The organism is Brevibacterium ihuae (assembly GCF_900184225.1).
Lineage (GTDB): Bacteria > Actinomycetota > Actinomycetes > Actinomycetales > Brevibacteriaceae > Brevibacterium > Brevibacterium ihuae.
This window is the reverse complement of sequence record NZ_FXWZ01000002.1, coordinates 929,567-948,913: the sequence shown is the minus strand read 5'-3', so window position 1 is coordinate 948,913 and position 19,347 is coordinate 929,567. Positions and strand designations below refer to the sequence as shown.

The window sequence follows — 19,347 nt, the reverse complement described above, 5'->3', positions numbered from 1 at the left end:
ACTGCGCGTCGGACGCCGCAACGTTTTCGTACCCCGACTCATCGCACACCTCCGAACTTCGCTGCGTCCTGCGGCGTGAGAGCAAACACCACCGCCGCGGCCGAGACATACGGGCGGACGTCCTCGTACCGGGCGCGAAGACCGTCCAGCTCGCGCTTCTCCTCGGCTTCGAGGGTGTCGAGGCGGTCCTCCATCGCGCGGATGTCACGGCGTCGCTGTGCCTGCTGGTCATCCGCGAACAGCATGGTCAACTGCTGCGCATCCTCGGACTTGGCCTGCTCCAAGGAGATGCGAAGGTTGTCACGGAAGCGCGCGTAGATCTCCTGTGCACGTTGCAGGTCGGTGTCACGGCGCTTATCCAACGTGCCTTGCACTGCGTCCTGACGCCTATGCGCCCGGGCCTCCATCGCATTCTCGAGACGAGTGCGCATCCTGGAGCCTTCCGCGTTCCAGACCTTCGCCAACTCGGTGCGCACGGCCTCGTCTGCCGGCTTGAGTTCAGGCCGATCCAACACGTTGTCGAGCAGGCCGTTGACCTTCTCCTCAGCCATAGCGTTACCGTGCAGACGGATGCCGGTCACGAAGACCTCCTCGTGCAGACGCAACCCGCCACGCCCGACAAGGACCAGGCGGGAGACGGCCGCAACACACGATTCGGGGATCGCTTCATCGACCACCGCGGTCGCCCGGTGCATGTCGGACGACGCCCCGAACAGTCCGCTGCGCAACAGCCGCGCCGACTTCTGCATGAGGGCGTGCCCGAGGTGGATGTGCACGACCCCCGGGTCGGTGCGGGCCAGCTCTTCGTCGAACGTGATGGGCCGGTAGACGTCCGGGTTGAGCACTGTCTGCAGGCCGGCCAGCACCGGCTGCCACCGTGGACCCAGATGATCGACAGCGAAGGTCTCCGGGCCGTCCTCGTCATAGAGCGCATCCGGATGCGCCTTCAGCCCGGGCTCACGGCTCACAGCGAGCGCCGTTTCGACAACGCGTCGGGCGTTGAACGGGGTGAGGTGCAACTTGCCCTTGGCATCACCGTACGACGCAGCGAGCTTGGTCAACTGCGCATTGAGCTGCTGCTCGCCCTTGAGCGCTGCGAGCTCCGGGGAGATCTGGGCGCCTCCGGCCCTTCCAGCAACGGCTGGCGCCGGGCGTCCCATGAAGTGCCCGCGGACCTCGGCGTCGATGAGAGGGTTGACCGTTCCGAGGTCCGACTCGGTCTGCGCGACCTTCTCTGCGATGCGCCGGACGAAAGCGTGATCAAGCGAGTACGCAGAGGACTCCTTGACGGGCGACAGATAGTAGACCTTTGGCGTCTCGCGCTGACCGTATCGGTCGATCCGGCCGATGCGCTGCTCCAGGCGGGAAGGGTTGAAAGGAATGTCGAAGTTCACGAGACGGTGGCAGAAGGTCTGCAAGTCGATGCCCTCGCCGGCGGCGTCGGTGGCCAACAGAACGCGCAGCGGCTCCTCGTGCGGCGGGGCCGTGAACCTGGCGCGAATCAGTTCACGCTCGTCGGCAGGCGTCGAACCTTGGATCACGGCAAGCCGCGACTCGTCGTACTTCCTCGAGGCGAGAACGCGCTGCAGCCATTCCAGAGTTGCCGCGTACTCGGTGAAGACGACCACCCTCTCGTTGCTCCACGTCCGGCCATCGGGACGGCACACCGCGTCGAGGAAGGTGATCAGGGCGTCCAGCCGGGAGTCGGGCTTGTTCTCGTAACCTCGGCCCCAGGCCGTCAGACGGTCGATCTCGCTTTGCGTCGCTTCGCTCAGCGGGTGCGCAGACTTCGCCTGCGTCATCGCCGCAAACTCCGGGTGCTCTGTCAGACCCTCTTCCTCATCCGAGGCGTCACTGCCCACGACCTCGGCGTAGTAGTCATCAAGGGTCACCACCGCGGCCTCGGGAGAGGCCTCATACTGCTCCAGCGTCAACGCGAACGACCACGGGCTCGAGAGCAGGCGCTTGCGCAGCAGCAGGCCCAGGATGTCGCCCATGGCGCTCTTGCCATTCGCTCTGGCACTCGCGGTGAGCAAATCCACGAGCATGCCGAACATCGCTTCCTCATCTGCGTTCGGCTCGAAGGGAATGAGGTTGATCTTGCGGGCCCTGAAGTCTTTGTCTGCCAGCTGGGTCTTCAGGCGTCGCACGGTCACCTCGGCGAGCGCCTTTTCGTCGATCGACGCCCCGCGAGCAAAACGTCGCTGATCGATCATCTCGAGCAGCGCGGTGAACGACTCGGAGTAGCCGTTGTGCGGCGTGGCGGTCAGAAACAGCCGGTGCTCGCAGCGCTTCGCGAGCTCGCGAACCGCAACCGTGCGGCGGCTGTCAACGGCGTAACCGCGCCCACCTCCGAGGGAACTGGGGCCCGACGGAGCGACGTGATGCGCTTCGTCCACGACGAGAACATCGAAAGCGTACGAGCGCGCCGAGCCGCTGTCGGCCGACTGATAGATGTCTCGCAGCAGGCGCTTCGCCCGGGGTGTCGGCAGCCACGCCATCGACACGATGACACGACGGTGCAGGCGGAACGGGTTCGCTGCGAGGCCGTGACGACGGCGGTCGTCAGCCAACGTCTGGCTATTGACGATGGTGAAGTCCAAACCGAACTTCTCCCGCATCTCGTCCTGCCACTTGATCGCCAAGCTCGGCGGGCACACGATCGCGACCGTCTGAGCACGGTGGCGTAGCAGCAGCTCCTGAATGACCAGGCCAGCCTCGATCGTCTTGCCGAGGCCAACGTCGTCAGCAAGCAGGAGGTTGGTGCGAGCGGAAGTGAGTGCACGGCGCAACGGCTCCAGCTGGTAAGCCTCGATGTTGGCGCCGGACCGGAACGGGGACTGGAACGAGCTTTCATCCGCGCTGGTCACCGCGCCCCAGCGCACAGCGTCGACGTAGGCTCCAAGAACGTTGGGGTCGTCGAATGTCTCCGGGGAGAGCCGTGCAGGTAGGCCCTGGTCCGGCACGAGCGTGTTTCCGACCTCAAGCTCCCAGACGACCGCAAGCTCCTCACCCAGGCGGTCCTCATCAATCGACTGGAGCGTCACGACATTTTGCGGTTCGGTGTTCGCGTCATCCGCAGGGCTTCGCCCCAACCCTTGCGACACGACGTCAGTGACGGCCCAGCGGCTGCCTCGAACCTCCACAACCTGTCCCGGAACGGGCACTTGCGGCCGCCGGATTGGCTCATTCAAGTGCATTCGGGGCTCCTGTTCTGCGCATCGGGCATGGCCTGCGCCCCTTAATTGTATCGGGCACCCACTGGCGTTGTTGTACGAATCAACTCCTTGAGTGTTCAGCGCGGGGCTTGTCCCGCGTCAAGTAGTTGGCAGGATTTCGGGCTCGGGAAAGTTGGGGACGGTCGGGTCCGCCAGCCCGCGGTGGACCTGTGACGGCCGGTTCCAGGCCAGCGCCTCGTGGGGGCGGATGGTGTTGAACTCGGCCCGGTAGGCATCGGCCTCGCGGACCAGGTCGAGGGCATCGTCGATCTGTTCGCGGTAGAGCCGCTCATACTTCAGGCTCTGGAAGGCCCGTTCGCGGACCCCGTTCTGACCCGGCGTCCTGACGCGAGTCCGGACATGACGCAGCTCGGGATGGGCGGTGATGAAGTGCTCGAAGCGGAACGACCGGAAGGGGCCGCCGTTGTCGGTGACCAGCGTGATGGGGACGATCTCACCCGTGTCGGGGTCGGTCAGGTGATCGATGAGCTTGGTGCCGTCGAGCATGGCCTCGGCCTCCGCGAGGGCGAGTTCGACGCCGGACCGGAGTAGGTGCAGATCGTTGACTAACACTGACAGGATCGAGCCGATCCACCCGGGTGAGGTCCTCATGGAGGAGTTCATTAAGGGCTTCGGCGTCACGCAGAACAAGCTCGCCGTCTCGATCGGGGTTCCGCCGCGGCGGATCAACGAGATCGTGCACGGAAAGCGGGGCATCACGGCCGACACCGCGCTGCGGCTGGCGAAGTACTTCGGGACCTCGGCGGAGTTCTGGATCAACCTGCAGAGCCACTATGAGCTCGACCGCGCGGAGGATCGTGCAGGGGAGCAGATCGCAGCGATCAGGCCTCTTCTATCGGCATGAGTTCCGCGGCCTCGACGCTCGTCGGTTCCGAGGATTCTCGACTGATCAGGATCCGCGGCAACTCCGACAGTGGGAAGTCGAGCCTGGCCAATGCCGTCTGGGCAGCTTGGCCACGCGGCATTGCGATCGTCGGGCAGGACGTGCTGCGTCGCGTTTCTGAGACGGCATCGTCCAGTTCCTTGTGATGGTCGGCGGTGCCGGAACTCGGTGGAATTCCGGTTCAACGTGTGATCAGCACGCTCGATCGTTGATCCGAGATCGCCCCGGTCGCCTCGTCATCAAGGGCCGGGCCAGTGTCGTTTCGAAGGGCGACGCAAAGACGAGCTGGCTCAGAGGATCGGGCAAGCAGTAGCGCCGCATCGGGGGAGCCGGTCGGTGCTCGCATTCGATGCTGACGCGGCGGAGCGATACGCAAAGGTGCTCGCGTCGCGCGAGGCAGCAGGTGCGCCTGTCAGTACGGCCGACGCCCAGATCGCCGCGATCTGCCTGTGGCGCACGGGGCAACCTGCGCTACGCGCAATGTGAAGGATTTCCAGCACACCGGTGTCGAACTCGCGGACCCGTGGAATGCGGACCCGTGAAGCGTCGTTCGATCGAGGTCCTCGTCCACCAAGAGCTCCCTGAGGCCGATCTGCGTGGGCTTCGACAGCTCTTCGAAAGTGAATATCTCAAGGGGTTCGGAGAGTCGGATCCGCAACAGCCCTACGGCTACGCACCACATGATGTCCACATCATGGCGAGGATCGAAGGTCGTGTCGTCGGCCATGTGGGATGGGCGCCCGCGAGAGTGACAGGGGCGCCGCGAGGGTAAAAGCTCTCGAAGCAGGCCTCGATGCCGTCATCAGTGACCAGTGGGCGCGAATCCTCCGCGCCGAAATGAAGTACTCGGGCGTCAAACCTCCACCAGTCATCGACAACGCGAAGGAGGCGGCCCCGTCTGCTCGTCCGCGGTCGCTTCGGTGAACTGTGGAGCAAGGTCACTAGGATCGAGCTATGAGTACGTTCGAACCACCTGCTGGATGGACGCGCCGGTCGGTCCTCGGGGGATTGCTGACGATCCCGGTCGCCGGGCTGGTCAACGGGTGCGCACCAACCAGCACGAACGAGCACGGGGGTTCGGACGGGCGAATCGCCCTTGTGTACCGCGGCCCCGCAGGGTGCGCAGGATGCTCGGACATTCTTGCAGAGCGGCTGTCTCGATCACCGCTTGGCCTGGACGTTGCGTTTATCGGCCCACACGAACAGGTCCCTCTCGAAGCGAGTGCCCTATCTGGGGCCGCCCTCTACGCTCAGCCAGGTGGTGGGGACGACATCAGTGGTGCGGCCCAGAGTTTTCCTGCGGATTTCATCCGCGGGCTACGTGACTATATTGCTGCCGGTGGAAGCTACCTCGGAATCTGCATGGGCGCATATCTCGCCGGGAGCGAGGGCTTCGGTTTGCTTGATTATTCCGTTGAGGGGGAGGTAAGTGTTCCCGGCTTCCCTGTGGAAGATAGCAGTGATCAAGTGGTGGCAGTCACGTGGGGTGAGACCGTGCGTTGGACCTATTTTCAAGAGGGTGCGCGGTTGCCAAGAGATGGTGCGGAGGAGTATGCGCACTATGAAACAGGCGATCTCGCTGCCGCATATTATCGGTGCGGCGATGGGAATGTGGGCTTGATTGGCCCTCATCCGGAGGCAGACGTGACCTGGTTCGAGGACGCCGATCTCGTCGATCCCGACGGTGACGACTGGCAATATGCGCTGCCGCTCGTCAAGCGGATTCTCAGTTGATCGCTGGGAAGGCCACGTGCGGCGCCTCTGCCGAGATCAAGCTACTGGAGGTGGCATGACCAACCGCATGGTGCTACGCCCTGACGGTGTCTCGATCGCGGTCACTGACCTCGGTGGCGATGGCCCCGTCGTCGTACTGCTGCACGGTCTCGCGGGGAGCTCGTGCGAGCTGCTGCCCACGGCGCAAGCGTTACCGGGATATCGGGTGCTACTCGTGGACCAGCGGGGGCACGGTGCGAGCACACGGCTTCCCAATGACGTGTCGCGCGATACCTTCGTCGGAGACGTCGTCGCAGTGCTCGAGGAGCTCGTCCCTGGGCAGCGCGCGGTGCTCGTCGGGCAGTCGATGGGAGCCCATACCGCGTTCCTCGTCGCGGTGGCGCGACCAGACCTGGTCAAAGGGCACGTGATGCTGGAAGGGCATGTGAAGGGCAGCGATGATCCGGGCGAGGCCGCACAGCTCGGCAGGTATTTCGCGTCGTGGCCAGTGCCGTTCGAGGACGAGGCCGCGGCGAGAGAGTTCCTCGGCGGGGACGCCATCGTTGACGCCTGGGTGGCAGACTTCGAACTGACGGAGCATGGCCTCGTACCGCGCTTCGACGCCGCCGTCATGCAGCGCGTGATCGAGGCGGTGCACGAGCCTCGCTGGGACGAGTGGGAGGCTCTGGCGGTCCCGACGCTCGCGGTGTTCGCGAAGCATGGGATGTTCAGCAACGACGATCGGGACGCATTGATCCGGCGCAGGTCCCATACAGACAGGATCGATCTCGATGGCGGGGGCCATGACGCGCACCTCGACGCCTTCGATATGTGGATCGACGTGCTCAGTCGCTGGCTGGCCCGCGAGCGAATCAACGGGACGCACGCCAGTGGGCGCTGATGGTGCGCCGTGCCGGAACGTCATGACCAACTACACCTAGAGCGCCATGTCGACGTGCTGCCAGGCCCAGTACCCCGGAAGCATGTCTGAGACCGTCATGGCACCCGAGAAGCTCGCCCTGCGCGAGCTCCTCGCTGCGCGTCGTGACGAGTTCCAGGTGCTCTGTACCGGTACGGCGCGACCAACCCGAGGCTGTTCGGGTCCGTTGCACGGGGCACCGCGTCTGCCTGATCGGGCATCGACATCCTCGTCGAGATGGATCCCGCCGAGGGGAATCTCCTGATGCGTGCGTCCGGTCTGCTCGAGCAGACTCGCGCGCTGTTCGGGCGCGATGACATCGACGTGGTCCGCGATGTCGTCGAGACTCATCTGCCGCCACTCGCTGAGGCGTCGCGTGGGCACATTGCCGCTGACTGACGGTGCGGCCCCAAAGGTTATTCGGCTACGGAACGTGGTTGAATTTAGGTTCAATGTATGAGTAGCGTAATGTGGTCAAAGCCGCATCACCGTTCTTGCTAACCCCTTCCGTATCGCCTCGATCCTTGGACGGAACGGTGCGATTCGATTCTGGGACGTTCACGTCGCAAACGAAGCGTGTGCGTAACTCTAGATGAGAATCAGTCACGACTCTGGGATGACGATACGGATCTTCTGGACTTTACTGTTCCTGCGCTCGCTCTTGTCGGTGCGCTGCTCGGTGGATACCTGACGCAGGTTGTCGGTGGTTCTGTTGCAGAACGGCGTGAGGGCCGGCGGCTGTTACGCGAAGCTCGTGTGGCGTTGGAGCGGTGGGTCGCCACCCGCACTGGCCCAATGGGGTTGGCGTACCCAGGAATCTCGCCAACAGACATGGCGCCCATTCAGAAAAGGTCGTTTGAAGACTTCTTCAGCCGCCATTTTCAAGCAACTTTCGAGGCGAAGGCTGCCCTCGGCGCGGTTCGCAGGTTCGATGAACGTATTGGGCGAATCCTCGACCAGGATCGATGGGACTTGCCGATCGAAAGCGTGGGAGAGCTACGAGACGCGCTGACGCGGGCAGAACGGCGCGCGAAACTCACCAGGCGCGAGACGAAGGCGGTTGGCATCGACGGTCATGCTCGGTAAGACTTGCCTCTCGATAACCGGCGGGAGGGCTGAGCTCACCGGATCTACATTCGTTCTGCTAACAGTCGGCGCTCATAGATCGTCTTGCCCTTAGATCCGTTTCGGCCTGGGCAGTCTAGGCGCAATTTCCTGCAAGTTGCACGCTTGTTCACGCCGCCCGACGTTGGCAAGGGTTTCGCGACAGACGTTGTTACGAGTCGGCCTACTCTTTCGCCTTTGCTTCGTCTTCCCGGGCAACGCCGCCGGCTACCGGAGATCCGTCCCGCTGCTCTGCGAAGATCCGCCGAACGGTCTCGACGCGGATGCGTTCTTTCTGCTTCTCCGGCAGGTTGGCGATGAACGGCTCGAGCACTGTGAGGGTGAGCTGCACCTGACGCGCCGAGCGCTCCTCCTTGCGGTGCTGCCCCGACTCCCTGATGAGGACGTAGCCGACCGCGGCAGCGCCGACAGGCGCGCCGAGTTTCTGCAGGACGACCTCCCACCACTCCGAGTTCCCGCCGAAGCCGAACAGCGGCGCGCCGGCCACGACGAGGAACGCGACGGCTGCGATCGACAGCGCGATGACCGCACCGATGCGCCATCGTGTGGCGGCCTCCTTCTGTGCGTTCGCGTATGCGCCGTAGTCGGTGGCCGTCGCGTTGACGCCCACTGCCGACTGGACTTTCCGCGACTGCTCCTCGTGCTCGCGCATCGCAGTCAGGTGTTCTTGGAGCTTTGACTCGTTGTCCGCAAGGAGGCTGGTCCACTTCTCAGTGCGATCGTCTTGCCCTGACGAGAACTTCTCCTGGTGCGACGACAGTGCGGTGTCGAGGCGTGTCTTTTGCTGCTCGATGATCGAGTCCGCTTCGCTGGCGGCCTCGCGCAGGGGCGCGAGCTCGTCCTGCAGTTCGGAGGTCTTCTTGTCGACGAGCTCCGCGAACTGCGTCTGCTGCTCCGGGAGGGCGGCTTTGTGCTCGTCGAGTGCTACCGCGATCGACTCCGCCTGCTCGCTCGACTGCGTCTCGATCTCCGACAGGCGTTCGTCGATGCGTTCGTTTTCCGATCCAACGTCTGGCGATAGGTCCATAGATGCCTTCTGCGCCCCGAACACGTCTCTCGTTGTCGGTGGCCATAGCTAAGATTCCGATGGACCTGCTCCACTGTGAAGGGACCACGATGGGGCGGACATCGCGGTGGCCGCCGCGCGTGAGCTGTGGGACGCCGGCCTCACCACCCCCGGCGCACATGCGCGCCTCGACGCACCGCCAGCGCGTCGCCGCGCTGGGCCGCGCCGGCTACCGCCGCTACGACGAGAGCACTGCGACCCGCCTGGGCCGCATGTCCGAGCACCTGCTCGCGGACTACGGCGGTGACCTGCGCCGGCTGCGTGCAGCGGGGCACGCAGAGCCCGCGGCCCTGAGCCGCCTGCTGCGCGCCTTTCCCGGCATCGGGCCCGCCGGGGCGCAGATCTTCCTGCGCGAGGTCCAGGGGATCTGGTCCCTCCCGCCGGTCTTCGATGCCAAGGTGCTCGAGGGCGCGCGCCGGGCGGGGCTGCCAGCCGAGCCCGAGGCGCTGGCCGGGCTGGTTGCCCCCGCCGACCGGGCGCGGTTCGCCGCCGCGCTCGTGCGCCGCGCGCTGCGGAGGTAGCCCCGGACGCGAGGGGAGCGGGCGCCGGGCCGCGCCCTTGCCGAGCGCGGAAAAATGAGTAAGCTCAAAAATAGGCGCGCAGGTTGCGCGGCTGCCGCCCCGGCGGCCCATCGAGGAGGAACACCATGAGCGACATCGCCCGCGTCACCGTGCTGGGCGCCGGAGTGCTCGGCGCCCAGATCGCCTACCAGGCCGCCTACTCCGGCTTCGACGTCGCCGTCTACGACATCGGCGACGAGGCCCTGAGCGCCGGCCGCAAGCGCCTGGACGCGCTCGTCACCGCCTACCGGGTCGAGGTCGAGGGCGCCACCGAGGCCAGCACGCAGGCAGCGCTCGAGCGCCTGGCGACGACGACGGACCTCGCGCAGGCCGCGGGGAATGCCGATCTCATCATCGAGGCCGTCCCGGAGCGCCTCGACATCAAGAGCGAGACCTACGAGAAGCTCGCGGCGCTCGCCCCCGAGCACACGATCTTCGCGACGAACTCCTCGACCCTGCTGCCCAGCGACATGAAGGACTTCACGGGGCGGCCCGACCGCTTCCTCGCCCTGCACTTCGCCAACCAAATCTGGAAGTTCAACACCGCCGAGGTCATGGGCACGGCGAAGACGAGCCCCGCGGTCTTCGACATTGTTGTGGAGTTCGCCCGCGCCATCGGCATGGTGCCCATCCCCGTGCTCAAAGAGCGCCCCGGCTACGTGCTCAACTCGCTGCTCGTGCCCTTCCTCAATGCGGCCCTCGACCTGGCGGCGGGCGGCTACGCACAGCCAGAGGACGTCGACAACGTCTGGCGGATCGCCACGGGCGCGCCCATGGGACCGTTCCAGATCTACGACGTCGTGGGGCTCGGCACCGCCTACAACATCCTGTCGAGCGGCGATGAGCACAGCCAGCGCCTCGCCGCCTGGCTCAAGGAGCACTACATCGACCGCGGCCGCATGGGCGCCGGCGCGGGCGGCGGCTTCTACGACGACCCGCAGGGCTGAGTCCCGCAGCGCTCGGTAGGCTCGACCTGCCGCGCCACGGGTGCGGCGGGCGCGCCGCCGGGCGGCCCGGTCGCGAGGAGGCCCGTGTGGGTGCAGCGCTGAGGGACGGCGATTCCGAGGCGGGCCCGGCCCGCCGGGAGACCGCGCCGCGAATGGGCGGCCATGTGCCGCCACGTCCGCGTGCCCACGATGTGGGGCATCCCCCTGCGCCTTTTCCTGCTCGCCCTCGCCCTCGGCGTCGTGCTGCCTGCCCTCGACCGCGCGCTCGCGCCGCCGCTGCACTCCCGCAGCTCGACGCGGGAGCCGTGGGCTCGCTGCTGGGAATCATCTCCTGCGCCATGGTTACCTTGGCCGACCTCGTCTTCAGCGGGCTGACGGCCGCCATGAGCCTGAGCGTCACCGCCCTGTCCGTGCGCATCTCGCCTGTCTTCCAGGCCGATCGCGTCATCCAGTGGGGGCTGGGCTGCTTCGTGGGCACGTACGCCTATGCGCTCCTCATCGCGCTCTCGATCGCGGTGGGCGGGGACGCCTACCGCCTCTGGGCCTCGACCGTCGTGTCGGTGGCCATCACCGTGGGCTGCGGCGTCATGTTCATCGCGGTCGCCGTGCGCGTGTGCCGGCTGCTCAACCCCGGCGCGCTGCTGCGCCACCTCGCCGCCGAGGGCCGCGATTCCACCCGCTACGCTTCCACACCCGCGCCGCGAAGCTCGCCACCGGCACCGCCGCCGGCGGCCGCCCCGTGCGCCGGCGCCGCCGCGCCCCGCGGGGGACGTCGTGCTCGCCGTCAGCATCCCGCGCCTGCTCGACTGCGAGGAGGCGTGGGGCATGCGCATCGAGCTCGTGCCCAGCCTGGGCACCCCCGTGCCGAGCGGCGGGATCCTCTTCCGGACCTCGGCGCCGGTGGGCCGGGCCCAGTGCCGCGCGTTCGAATCGGCGCTGGCGTTCGGCGACGCGCTCTCGCCCGCCAGCTGGCACTTCGGCGACGTGCTCTGGCGCGCCAGCCGGCCCCTCGGCGCGATCCGCGCCATGGTCGACATCGCGTTCAAAGCGCTCTCGCCCGTTGGCAACGATCCCAACCGCGCCGTCCAGGCGCTCGACGAGATCGAGGACGTCCTCGCCGAACTCGCCCCGGACGTCGCCAAGCGCGAGGCGCTCCTGGCCGCCCACCCCGACGCGTCGGTGCTGCGCGACTGGAAGCGCAGCTGGGCCGACTACGTCGCCGCGGCCACCGACGAGATCCGCCAGTACGGCACCGGCAGCGTCCAGATCCAGCGGCGGCTGCGGGCGCTCTTCGACACGCTCGCCGGGCAGTGCGAGCTCCAGCAGCGAGCGGCCCTGCTCGACCGCAGACTGGCCGGCTGCTAGGATCCGCAGGGCCTGGGCCGGGCGCTCGGCACAGCGGCGCGCGCCGAGCAGGTCCCCGAGCCCGAGGCTCCGCCGGCCTGAGCGCGACGGCTCAGCCCCTTAGGGAGGCGGGCGGGGCGCCGGTGGCCGCCCACACCTCCCGCCACTTCTGCGCCAGCGTCGCGGCGGTCTCATGGACGTTGAGCCCGCTGGGGTTGGGCAGCGCCCACAGGGCCACCCCGTCCGGCCACCCCGGCACCCACGGCGCCCCGGACTCATCGGCCACCGGCTGCACCCCGAGCACCGCACCGGGACGGTCGAAGGCCTGACGGAATGCGGTGATGCCCACCACCGCGACGGCGCAGGGCCGCAGCACCGCGGCGCGCCGGATCAGGCGCCGCCCGCCCGCGCGCAGCTCCGCGCGGGTCAGCTGGGCGGCGCGCGCCGTGGTCCGTCCCACGAGGTAGGCGATCCCGATCCCGTGCTCGGCCAGCGGCGAGGGCCGGCGCCAGGGCCGCCAGGCGGCGGGCAGGCGGGATTCGGAGCCGAGGGGAGCGGTGGGCGACATGGGACCAGCCTAGGCGCGCCTCGGGACCGGGCCCGAGGCGCACCCGCGGTGGGCGGGGCTCAGATGAGGCCGTGCTCCTCGAGGAGCTGGCCGATCTCTCCGTGCTCGAACCTGTCGCGCAGGTAGCCGCGCAGCGCGGCCGGTCCGGGGATCTCCACCTTCTTGCCGTCGCGCATGCGCGCCGAGGCCTCGAGGAGGTCGCGCACGTCGTACGTCGAGCCCCAGGTCTCCGGCACGCCGCGCTCCACGTCGAGGAGCTCGTAGACGGCCTCCATGCCGGTGCGCACGGAGTACTCGGTGGTGAAGATCGTGTCGCGGCCGGTCTCCGCGAACTGCCCGAGGAACGCGAAGTTCTCGGCGCCCTCCGGGACGACCCGGGGCCGATCCCCGGCGTGACGGGGCATGAAGAAGCTCGTCACGTAGGGCATCATCACCGGCACGCACCGCGCGCCCGTCGCAGCGAGCTCAGGGATCTCCTCCACGGGCACTCCCAGGTGGTAGAGCCACTCCTGGGTGATCTCCTCACCGGTGCACTGCGACAGGGGCTTCTTCACGTAGTCGCCGTCGACGTCGACGAACAGGCCGTAGACCCAGACGACGATCTGGTCCTTTGGCTGCTTCTTGAAGTGCGGCTGGCGGTTGACCGTCCAGCTCAGCAGCCAGGAGGAGTCCTCGGCGGTGACAATGCCGCCGGTGACCACGCGGCCGCTGAACGGATCGCGCTGGGCGATGCGCTCGATGTAGGCCGGGATGCGCTGATCGAGCGTCGTGACGGTGGCCGACTCCCACTTCGTCTCCTCGATCGAGGAGCAGAAGACCTCCGGGCGCCCGAACGACGGGTCCTTCTTCGCGATCCGCTTCCACAGGTCCCAGGCCGCGGCCGGGCCCTCGTTGAGGGCTGCGGGCGTGTGGTGGTCGCCCTCATCGGAGTTGTCCACCAGCGAGCCGATCGTCATCAGCGCGAGGTCGTGCTCACCGAGCTCGATGGTCTCCTCGGCGCCGTCGCGGCGGCAGTGGATCGCGGTGGCGCGGATCTCGCCGTTGCGGTGGGCGAAGTCCACATCGAGGACCTCGGTGCCGGACTGGAAGACGACGCCGCGCTCGGTGAGGTAGTGCATGAGCGGCAAGACGAAGGACTCGTACTGGTTGTACTTCGTGAACTTCAGCGCCGAGAAATCAGGCAGTCCGCCGATGTGGTGGACGAACCTGTGGAGATAGAGCTTGAACTCGAGCGCGGAGTGCCATTCCTCGAAGGCGAACATCGTCCGCCAGTACATCCAGAACGGCGAGTCGAGGAACTCGCGGCCCATCACCTCGTCGATGCGCTTGCCCTCCATCTCGGAGCGCTCGGCGAGGAAGATCTTCAACAGGTCCTTCTGCGCCCGCTTCGGCAGGTCGAAGCGGCCCTCGTGGCCGGCGTCCTCGCCCCGGCGCACGGTGGCGCGGCGCAGCGAGTAGTTGGGGTCGTCCTTGTTGAGCCAGTAGAACTCGTCGAGCACGGAGGCGTCCTCGAGCTCCAGGGAGGGGATGGAGCGCATCATGTCCCACAGGCACTCCATGTGGTTCTCCAGCTCCCGGCCGCCGCGGATGACGAAGCCCTTCTCCGGGACGTCGAGGCCGTCGAGCGCACCGCCGGCGATCTCGCCCTTTTCGAGGATCGTGACGTTGGCGCCGGGGACCCCGGCGTCGCGGATGAGGAAGACGGCCGCCGCGAGCCCGGCCAGCCCGCTGCCGACGATGTAGGCCTTCGTCTCCTGCGCGTGCTGTGCGGGGCGGGGACGCGCGAACGCCTCGTAGTTGCCTGCCGTGTGCTTCATGATCCATCCTTCCCGTCGCGTGCCGGATGCCGATCACCCGGCCTCAATATTGAGTGTACTCAGAATTGAGTCGACTACAATGGCCGCATGGACACTCGGGATGACACGGAGCTGGCGCCCTCGGCGACGCTGGGCAGGCGCGAGCGGGCGAAGGCGGAGAAGCGCGCCCGCATCCTCGCCGCGGCGCGCGCGCTGTTCGAGGAGCGCGGTTTCGAGCGGACCTCGATGAGCGAGGTGGCGCGCGCGGCGGACGTGGCCGAGGGCACTGTCTTCCAGTACGCGGCGACGAAGGTCGAGCTGCTCATGATGGTCGTCGATGCGCTTTGGGGAGCCCACGAGCGCGCGACGACCACCCCTTCGCTCTCTGCGTTCGTCGCGCCCGGCGCCGCGACGGCGGGCGGGCAGACCGCGGACCGGATCGCGGAGCTGATCTCGCCGCTCGTCACCGCGATGCGGCGCTGGTCCGAGCTTGCGACGTGGGTCGCCCGCGAGATCCTCTTCGGTGCGGACATGCCGCATCGCCGGCGGGTCCTCGACCACGTCGATCGCCTCGAAGAGCAGATCGCCGCGCGCCTGCAGGACGGCCGGGCCGACGCCTCCGGTGCGATCGGGGCGGCGCGGGACGGTGCGACAGGCACTGCCGGCGAGCAGCCCGGTGCGGCTGCGGCAACCGGCGCCCGCCTCATCGTCGCCGGGGTGCTGGCCGAGCTCAACCGCTCCCGGCAGGGGCGGATCGACGGCGAGGACGTCGATGTTGTGCTCCGCCGGCTCATCGACCTCGTGGTGGCGGGGGCGGGCGCCGCCCGGTGACCCGGAAGCCGTCCGGGCCGTTCGAGCCGCCGCTGGCGCCGGCCGGCGCCGCCGCGATGGCCCGCCGCGCGGCCGGCAGGCGCGTGCCCGCCGCGGTCGTGTGGGGCCCACCGTCAGATCCTCGCCCAGCAGGGCGGGGGCGATGGCGCCATCGGAGAACTCCACTGCCGGAGATGTCGTTGTCCTCGTAGACCCCTGCTGGAGTCCATCCTCTAGCCTTGATGAGCGCCTCGGCGTCCTCCCTGTGGCGGTCCACACCCAGGCGACGGTTCTCGCGATCCTGAGAGATCCGCAGGTAGACGGCGGCCCGCCTAGCCTCAGCACTCGTGGAGTCAATCTACGTCAAAGGTTACTCGGCTACCGAACGTGGTGGAGTTCCGGTTTAACGTGTAGCGTTATTGACGCTCGGCGTTATAGACTGGTCGTGTGATCAGATCCTTCGGGGACAAGGCGACCGAGCGATTGTGGCATCGCGAGAAGGTGCCGTCGATCGATCCCCGGGTGCAGAAGGCGACGATCCGCAAGCTGGCGCAGATTCATGCTGCACGCTACTTGGACTCGCTGCGGGTGCCACCGGGAAATCGCTTGGAGGCACTCAAGGGAGACCGGGCAGGGCAACACAGCATTCGCGTCAACGACCAGTGGCGAATCTGCTTCACCTGGACGGATGGAGGTGCCGAGAATGTCGAACTCGTCGATTACCACTGAGAAGTGGGCACCCGTGCACCCTGGTGAGATCCTCATGGAGGACTTCATCAAGGGATTCGGGATCACCCAGAACAAGCTCGCGGTCTCGATCGGTGTCCCGCCGCGCCGGATCAACGAGATCGTGCACGGTCAGCGGCGCATCACGGCAGATACCGCGCTGCGGCTGGGGCGCCTCTTCGATATGGATCCGCAGTTCTGGATCAACCTGCAGTCGCATTACGATCTCGAGATCGAGACGGACGCACTGGGCGACTCACTCGACCAGATCCATCCGCTCCGCGTCGGCTGAGCGGTCACTCGGGTCGGCCCTCTCGAACCGGCACCGAAGACGCGCATGACGTTGTGATCACCTTCATAGACTAGCTGCGGGCGCATCACCGCAATCACTTGGAGTCCTCCAAGTGCGACAGGTCCGAACGTCACCCCGAACGAGTTCGCTGTCGCTTTCGGAACCACTTCTAGGGGAGACGCGAGCGCGATCGGCCGGCCGAGACCGCATCTGTTCGCGTGGCCGTCGCACGCGATCCACTCTCCGTTCAGTTGACGGATCCACGGAATCGTTAACTTGAACCGCGTGATGAGTCGTCCAGGGATGCGGATGTTCGCCGGAGCGGCCGCCATCGGCTCGATCCATGCGGCGTTCAGCTTCTACTGGGCCCTCGGCGGCGGGTGGCTGCTGGAGACGGTGGGGCAGTTCGCCGTCGATACGCAGCGTGAAGGAGGCACGGGCGTCGGCCTGATGCTCGTGGCGGTCGGGGTCGCGAAGGCTGCAGGAGCTCTGGTCCCGCTATTCGACCATCTGCGACCTCCGGCCCATCGATGGGTGCGCGTGCTGTCGTGGGCGGGTGCCGCTGTCCTCCTCGTCTGGGGAGGCGCTGGAACAGTGGGTGCGTGGTTCGGGATCGCCTCGGGTGCGCAGGTTGCGGGAGATTCGGCGCTCAAAGGCCATGCATTCCTCTGGGACCCGCTGTTCTGCGCGTGGGCGCTGCTGCTCTTCGGCGCGCTGATCGCATCACGCAGGTCGTGGAAGCTCCCACAATCACCCTCCACGCGGTACCGTGAGTCACGTCACAGCCGTGACGTCCCCTCGAGGAGGATCCCCATGACCATCGAACCCGGCACCCCGACCTGGGTGGACCTCGGCACCACCGACCTGGACGCAGCCAAGACCTTCTATCACGACATCTTCGGATGGAACTTCACCTCCATGGGAGAGGAGTTCGGCAACTACCAGATCGTCGACGTCGGCGTCCCCGTGGGCGGCGCCGCTCTCAACATGAACGAGCAGGGCGAGCTCGCCCCGTCCATGCCGGCCGCCTTCACCGTCTACCTCCGCACCGACGACATCGCCGCGACGATCGACCAGATCACCGAGCACGGCGGACAGGAGTTCGTCCCGCCCATGGCCGTCGGCGACATAGGGTCGATGGCGATCGTCGCCGCCCCCTCGGGCGCCGCCTTCGGCCTGTGGCAGGTGGACATCTTCACTGGATTCGACACCTCGGGCCAGGTCGGCACAGCGGTGTGGTTCGACTCGATGTCCACGGACTTCGACGCCGACGCGGAGTTCTATCGCACCGTCTTCGGGTGGCAGAACACCCCCGAGCCGATGGCCGAAGGAATGCGCTACATCACGAACGCCCCCGGTGATGCGGCACGCGCCGGACTCATGGACGCCGTCGGAATGCTGCCCGACGGCGTGCCCTCGCACTGGCAGGTCTCGTTCGCCGTCGAGGACACCGATGCCACCGTGGCCGCCATCGAGGAGCGCGGTGGGTCCGTGCTCATGGCGGCAGAGGACTCGCCCTACGGCCGATACGCCGTGGTCGCCGATCCGCAGGGCGCGGCCTTCGGAGTGATCTCCTCGACCACTGGCGAGGGCGCACCAGGGGAATGACAACCGGCGACGAGCGTGCCATCGACCAGCACGGCGCAAGCGGGAGGGTCGCTCTCACCGGGCAGCTCGCCTGCTCCTCCGCAGCGGAGCAGGACACGGTGCTGCGCCATCTGCCGCTGCACATCGAGCTCAGCTGGAACGAACCCGGGTGCCTCGTGTTCGAGGTCCGACCGACCGTCGACCCGTTCGTCTGGCAGGTCGACGAGGAGTTCACCGACGCCGAGGCGTTCGCAGCGCACCAGGACCGGGTGAGGCAGAGCGCGTGGGGGAGAGCGACCGCCGGGATCGAACGACGGTACACGTTCGAGGGCGGTGATGAATCCTCGATCACGCGCAGGGACAGTTCCTGATAGCCGTCATGGCGACTGCCCTGGATGGTCCGACCGGGTGGCTGAATCACGCGACTGCGCGAGGACGACCGTGCAGGTCGAGACGAGGGTGAGCACAACCTCGGGGACGCGTCCTGCAACCACGAAGCCGACTGCGACGAGAACGCCGAGGACCGCGATGAGCACGAGGCGCGGCCTCAGCGCCAGCCGCCGCCGTGCCCGCGGTGCCGCCCATATCGACCAGACCCCGACGATCGCGACCAGTGCGGCTGTCGCAGACACCCAACGCAAGCCACCGGTTCCGACGGAACGTCAGATGCAGCGCGAGCGGAATGTGGAGGACACCGAACCACGCGCGCAGGGAGCTGACCACGAGACCCATGGCCACGATCCCGAGGCCAGCGAGCGGCTGGTCGAACCCGAACCGGTCCGGCAGCCACACCGCATGACCGGCCCAGAAGATCGCGGTCACCACCAGGATCGTCGCCCACGCCGGAAGACGTTCGCGCAGCACGTCCTGGAGCAGCCCGAACGTCAGCAGCTGCTGCCACAGCACCGACACGGCCATCCAGACGATGTAGATCCCGACCGGTGCCGGCAGGGAGTAGTGGAACGGCAGTGCGATCGCGAGAGCCGCCGGGACCGTGTATGCCCACATCTGCTGTGACGGTGCGAGCGGCCGAGCGGTGCGCCGGGGCAGGAGGAGGGCGATGAGCGCGAGCACGACGAGGGCGAGGGCGCTCTCGATGAGGACCTGGGTGCCGAGCTCGGTGCTGAGAAGACTGCCGACCCCGTGCTCGAGGAGCCCCGGAGTGAGCGACCAGAGCACCACCCACGCCGCCACCGCGAGTGCGACTCCCCACCAGGGAATCGGCCTCCCGGTGCCGGCGGCCGGGCCGGCGCCTCGGCTGCGGCGTGCAGCTGCTGTCATGGACTCATCGTCTCATCGAGCGTGCATCGGCACGGATCTGCCGTCCCGCAGGAGCCCGGCACCCGCGCTCTCAGCTGCTGATCGCCCGTTCGAGCGGGATGCTGCCGTCCCGCCAAGGAGTCACGACCCAGGCGATGAGGTACGCGCCGACCCCCAGCACGGGGAGTGCGAACGAGACGAGGACGAGCACGCGGACGAGCCACACGTTGAGGCCGAGGATCTCGGCCAGGCCGCCGCAGATGCCGGCGACGAGGCGCTGCGGCCCACGGCGGTAACGAGCGGTGCGGATGGAATCGAATAGCTTCTTCATGGTGTCGACACTACGTCGGGCCGTCCGCTGCGACAGTGGGGTTGACCCGAGTCCGGGAGGGGGAGTGCCCCCGTTCCGCACTTGGTGTCGTCCTCGGCTGAGGACCGCTCGCCTGCGGGCCTGCTCCTCTCACCGGTGGCGTCGGAGAGTGGGAGTAGCCTGGAACGGTGAGCAGATCCTC

General features: G+C 67.3%; 19 protein-coding genes and 2 pseudogenes. 14 read left to right on the top strand and 7 right to left on the bottom strand.

Annotated elements, in window-relative coordinates; genetic code table 11:
- Nucleotides 1–38 precede the first annotated feature (38 nt).
- Together drmD and C1A17_RS04430 are read right to left on the bottom strand one after the other, a co-directional pair.
- Nucleotides 39–3,200, bottom strand: coding sequence for a DISARM system SNF2-like helicase DrmD (gene drmD, locus C1A17_RS04435; RefSeq protein ID WP_101651090.1), 3,162 nt, complete (start codon nt 3,198–3,200; stop codon nt 39–41).
- A gap of 117 nt (nt 3,201–3,317) precedes the next feature.
- Entirely contained in the window at nt 3,318–3,725 is a 408-nt protein-coding gene (locus C1A17_RS04430) for an integrase core domain-containing protein (protein ID WP_101651088.1), read from the bottom strand.
- Nucleotides 3,726–3,780: 55 nt separating this feature from the next.
- On the opposite strand from C1A17_RS04430, the gene C1A17_RS04425 reads away from it, so the two are divergent.
- From C1A17_RS04425 to C1A17_RS14345, 4 genes are all read left to right on the top strand, one after another.
- Nucleotides 3,781–4,083: a HigA family addiction module antitoxin gene (locus C1A17_RS04425; protein WP_101651556.1), complete on the top strand. Its 303-nt coding sequence runs from the start codon at nt 3,781–3,783 to the stop codon at nt 4,081–4,083.
- Nucleotides 4,084–5,076: 993 nt separating this feature from the next.
- On the top strand, nt 5,077–5,856 hold the full coding sequence (locus tag C1A17_RS14695) for a BPL-N domain-containing protein (protein ID WP_146000576.1): 780 nt from the start codon (nt 5,077–5,079) through the stop codon (nt 5,854–5,856).
- 55 nt (nt 5,857–5,911) lie between these two features.
- Nucleotides 5,912–6,736, top strand: coding sequence for an alpha/beta fold hydrolase (locus C1A17_RS04415; RefSeq protein WP_101651087.1), 825 nt, complete (start codon nt 5,912–5,914; stop codon nt 6,734–6,736).
- A 255-nt stretch (nt 6,737–6,991) separates the two neighbouring features.
- Nucleotides 6,992–7,153: a hypothetical protein gene (locus tag C1A17_RS14345; RefSeq protein ID WP_219618245.1), complete on the top strand. Its 162-nt coding sequence runs from the start codon at nt 6,992–6,994 to the stop codon at nt 7,151–7,153.
- Nucleotides 7,154–8,042: 889 nt separating this feature from the next.
- Here C1A17_RS14345 and C1A17_RS04405 read toward each other — a convergent pair.
- Nucleotides 8,043–8,906 (bottom strand): hypothetical protein, encoded by an 864-nt coding sequence (locus tag C1A17_RS04405; RefSeq protein ID WP_146000575.1) that lies wholly within the window; start codon nt 8,904–8,906, stop codon nt 8,043–8,045.
- Nucleotides 8,907–9,064: 158 nt separating this feature from the next.
- Between C1A17_RS04405 and C1A17_RS04400 the strand changes: the two genes are divergently transcribed.
- From C1A17_RS04400 to C1A17_RS04385, 4 genes and pseudogenes are all read left to right on the top strand, one after another.
- On the top strand, nt 9,065–9,466 hold the full coding sequence (locus C1A17_RS04400) for an HhH-GDP family DNA glycosylase (protein WP_101651083.1): 402 nt from the start codon (nt 9,065–9,067) through the stop codon (nt 9,464–9,466).
- A gap of 125 nt (nt 9,467–9,591) precedes the next feature.
- Nucleotides 9,592–10,452, top strand: a complete 861-nt coding sequence (locus C1A17_RS04395; protein ID WP_101651081.1) for a 3-hydroxyacyl-CoA dehydrogenase — start codon at nt 9,592–9,594, stop codon at nt 10,450–10,452.
- Nucleotides 10,453–10,604: 152 nt separating this feature from the next.
- Nucleotides 10,605–11,111, top strand: a pseudogene (locus tag C1A17_RS14790) (DUF2254 family protein); the annotation flags it as partial.
- A gap of 10 nt (nt 11,112–11,121) precedes the next feature.
- Complete coding sequence (locus C1A17_RS04385) at nt 11,122–11,817, top strand: DUF2254 family protein (protein WP_425427272.1); 696 nt, start codon at nt 11,122–11,124, stop codon at nt 11,815–11,817.
- A gap of 91 nt (nt 11,818–11,908) precedes the next feature.
- Here C1A17_RS04385 and C1A17_RS04380 read toward each other — a convergent pair whose 3' ends face one another.
- Nucleotides 11,909–12,364, bottom strand: coding sequence for a uracil-DNA glycosylase family protein (locus C1A17_RS04380; protein ID WP_101651075.1), 456 nt, complete (start codon nt 12,362–12,364; stop codon nt 11,909–11,911).
- Between the two features lie 59 nt (nt 12,365–12,423).
- Nucleotides 12,424–14,181 carry an oleate hydratase gene (locus C1A17_RS04375; protein ID WP_101651073.1) on the bottom strand — a complete coding sequence of 586 codons (1,758 nt, stop codon included), beginning with the start codon at nt 14,179–14,181 and terminating at the stop codon, nt 12,424–12,426.
- Nucleotides 14,182–14,268: 87 nt separating this feature from the next.
- Between C1A17_RS04375 and C1A17_RS04370 the strand changes: the two genes are divergently transcribed.
- The 6 genes and pseudogenes from C1A17_RS04370 (at nt 14,269) to C1A17_RS04345 (ending at nt 17,946) form a co-directional block, all read left to right on the top strand.
- The gene (locus tag C1A17_RS04370; protein WP_101651071.1) at nt 14,269–14,991 is read left to right on the top strand and encodes a TetR/AcrR family transcriptional regulator; all 723 of its coding nucleotides are present in this window, start codon (nt 14,269–14,271) and stop codon (nt 14,989–14,991) included.
- A gap of 426 nt (nt 14,992–15,417) precedes the next feature.
- Nucleotides 15,418–15,699 carry a type II toxin-antitoxin system RelE/ParE family toxin gene (locus tag C1A17_RS04360; RefSeq protein ID WP_101651069.1) on the top strand — a complete coding sequence of 94 codons (282 nt, stop codon included), beginning with the start codon at nt 15,418–15,420 and terminating at the stop codon, nt 15,697–15,699.
- Complete coding sequence (locus C1A17_RS04355; RefSeq protein ID WP_219618244.1) at nt 15,674–15,988, top strand: HigA family addiction module antitoxin; 315 nt, start codon at nt 15,674–15,676, stop codon at nt 15,986–15,988. The genes C1A17_RS04360 and C1A17_RS04355 overlap by 26 nt, the downstream gene beginning before the upstream one ends.
- 288 nt (nt 15,989–16,276) lie before the next feature.
- Nucleotides 16,277–16,678 (top strand): annotated as a pseudogene (locus C1A17_RS14340) (DUF3995 domain-containing protein); the annotation flags it as partial.
- A 123-nt stretch (nt 16,679–16,801) separates the two neighbouring features.
- Nucleotides 16,802–17,596: a VOC family protein gene (locus tag C1A17_RS14335; RefSeq protein WP_219618250.1), complete on the top strand. Its 795-nt coding sequence runs from the start codon at nt 16,802–16,804 to the stop codon at nt 17,594–17,596.
- On the top strand, nt 17,593–17,946 hold the full coding sequence (locus C1A17_RS04345; RefSeq protein WP_101651063.1) for a putative quinol monooxygenase: 354 nt from the start codon (nt 17,593–17,595) through the stop codon (nt 17,944–17,946). Before C1A17_RS14335 ends, C1A17_RS04345 begins: the two co-directional genes overlap by 4 nt.
- A 6-nt stretch (nt 17,947–17,952) precedes the next feature.
- Here the strand turns inward: C1A17_RS04345 and C1A17_RS14785 are convergent, their stop codons facing one another.
- Together C1A17_RS14785 and C1A17_RS04335 are read right to left on the bottom strand one after the other, a co-directional pair.
- Complete coding sequence (locus C1A17_RS14785; RefSeq protein WP_180953210.1) at nt 17,953–18,207, bottom strand: hypothetical protein; 255 nt, start codon at nt 18,205–18,207, stop codon at nt 17,953–17,955.
- Nucleotides 18,208–18,926: 719 nt separating this feature from the next.
- Nucleotides 18,927–19,166, bottom strand: coding sequence for a PspC domain-containing protein (locus C1A17_RS04335; RefSeq protein WP_101651059.1), 240 nt, complete (start codon nt 19,164–19,166; stop codon nt 18,927–18,929).
- Between the last annotated feature and the right edge of the window lie 181 nt (nt 19,167–19,347).

Excerpts from the sequence above, each read along its gene's own strand:
- drmD (WP_101651090.1), bottom strand. The coding sequence starts at position 3,200 with ATGCACTTGAATGAGCCAATCCGGCGGCCGCAAGTGCCCGTTCCGGGA.
- C1A17_RS04430 (WP_101651088.1), bottom strand. The coding sequence starts at position 3,725 with ATGCTCGACGGCACCAAGCTCATCGATCACCTGACCGACCCCGACACG.
- C1A17_RS14695 (WP_146000576.1), top strand. The coding sequence starts at position 5,077 with ATGAGTACGTTCGAACCACCTGCTGGATGGACGCGCCGGTCGGTCCTC.
- C1A17_RS04415 (WP_101651087.1), top strand. The coding sequence starts at position 5,912 with ATGACCAACCGCATGGTGCTACGCCCTGACGGTGTCTCGATCGCGGTC.
- C1A17_RS14345 (WP_219618245.1), top strand. The coding sequence starts at position 6,992 with ATGGATCCCGCCGAGGGGAATCTCCTGATGCGTGCGTCCGGTCTGCTC.
- C1A17_RS04405 (WP_146000575.1), bottom strand. The coding sequence starts at position 8,906 with ATGGACCTATCGCCAGACGTTGGATCGGAAAACGAACGCATCGACGAA.
- C1A17_RS04400 (WP_101651083.1), top strand. The coding sequence starts at position 9,065 with ATGCGCGCCTCGACGCACCGCCAGCGCGTCGCCGCGCTGGGCCGCGCC.
- C1A17_RS04395 (WP_101651081.1), top strand. The coding sequence starts at position 9,592 with ATGAGCGACATCGCCCGCGTCACCGTGCTGGGCGCCGGAGTGCTCGGC.
- C1A17_RS04380 (WP_101651075.1), bottom strand. The coding sequence starts at position 12,364 with ATGTCGCCCACCGCTCCCCTCGGCTCCGAATCCCGCCTGCCCGCCGCC.
- C1A17_RS04375 (WP_101651073.1), bottom strand. The coding sequence starts at position 14,181 with ATGAAGCACACGGCAGGCAACTACGAGGCGTTCGCGCGTCCCCGCCCC.
- C1A17_RS04370 (WP_101651071.1), top strand. The coding sequence starts at position 14,269 with ATGGACACTCGGGATGACACGGAGCTGGCGCCCTCGGCGACGCTGGGC.
- C1A17_RS04355 (WP_219618244.1), top strand. The coding sequence starts at position 15,674 with ATGTCGAACTCGTCGATTACCACTGAGAAGTGGGCACCCGTGCACCCT.
- C1A17_RS14335 (WP_219618250.1), top strand. The coding sequence starts at position 16,802 with ATGACCATCGAACCCGGCACCCCGACCTGGGTGGACCTCGGCACCACC.
- C1A17_RS04345 (WP_101651063.1), top strand. The coding sequence starts at position 17,593 with ATGACAACCGGCGACGAGCGTGCCATCGACCAGCACGGCGCAAGCGGG.
- C1A17_RS04335 (WP_101651059.1), bottom strand. The coding sequence starts at position 19,166 with ATGAAGAAGCTATTCGATTCCATCCGCACCGCTCGTTACCGCCGTGGG.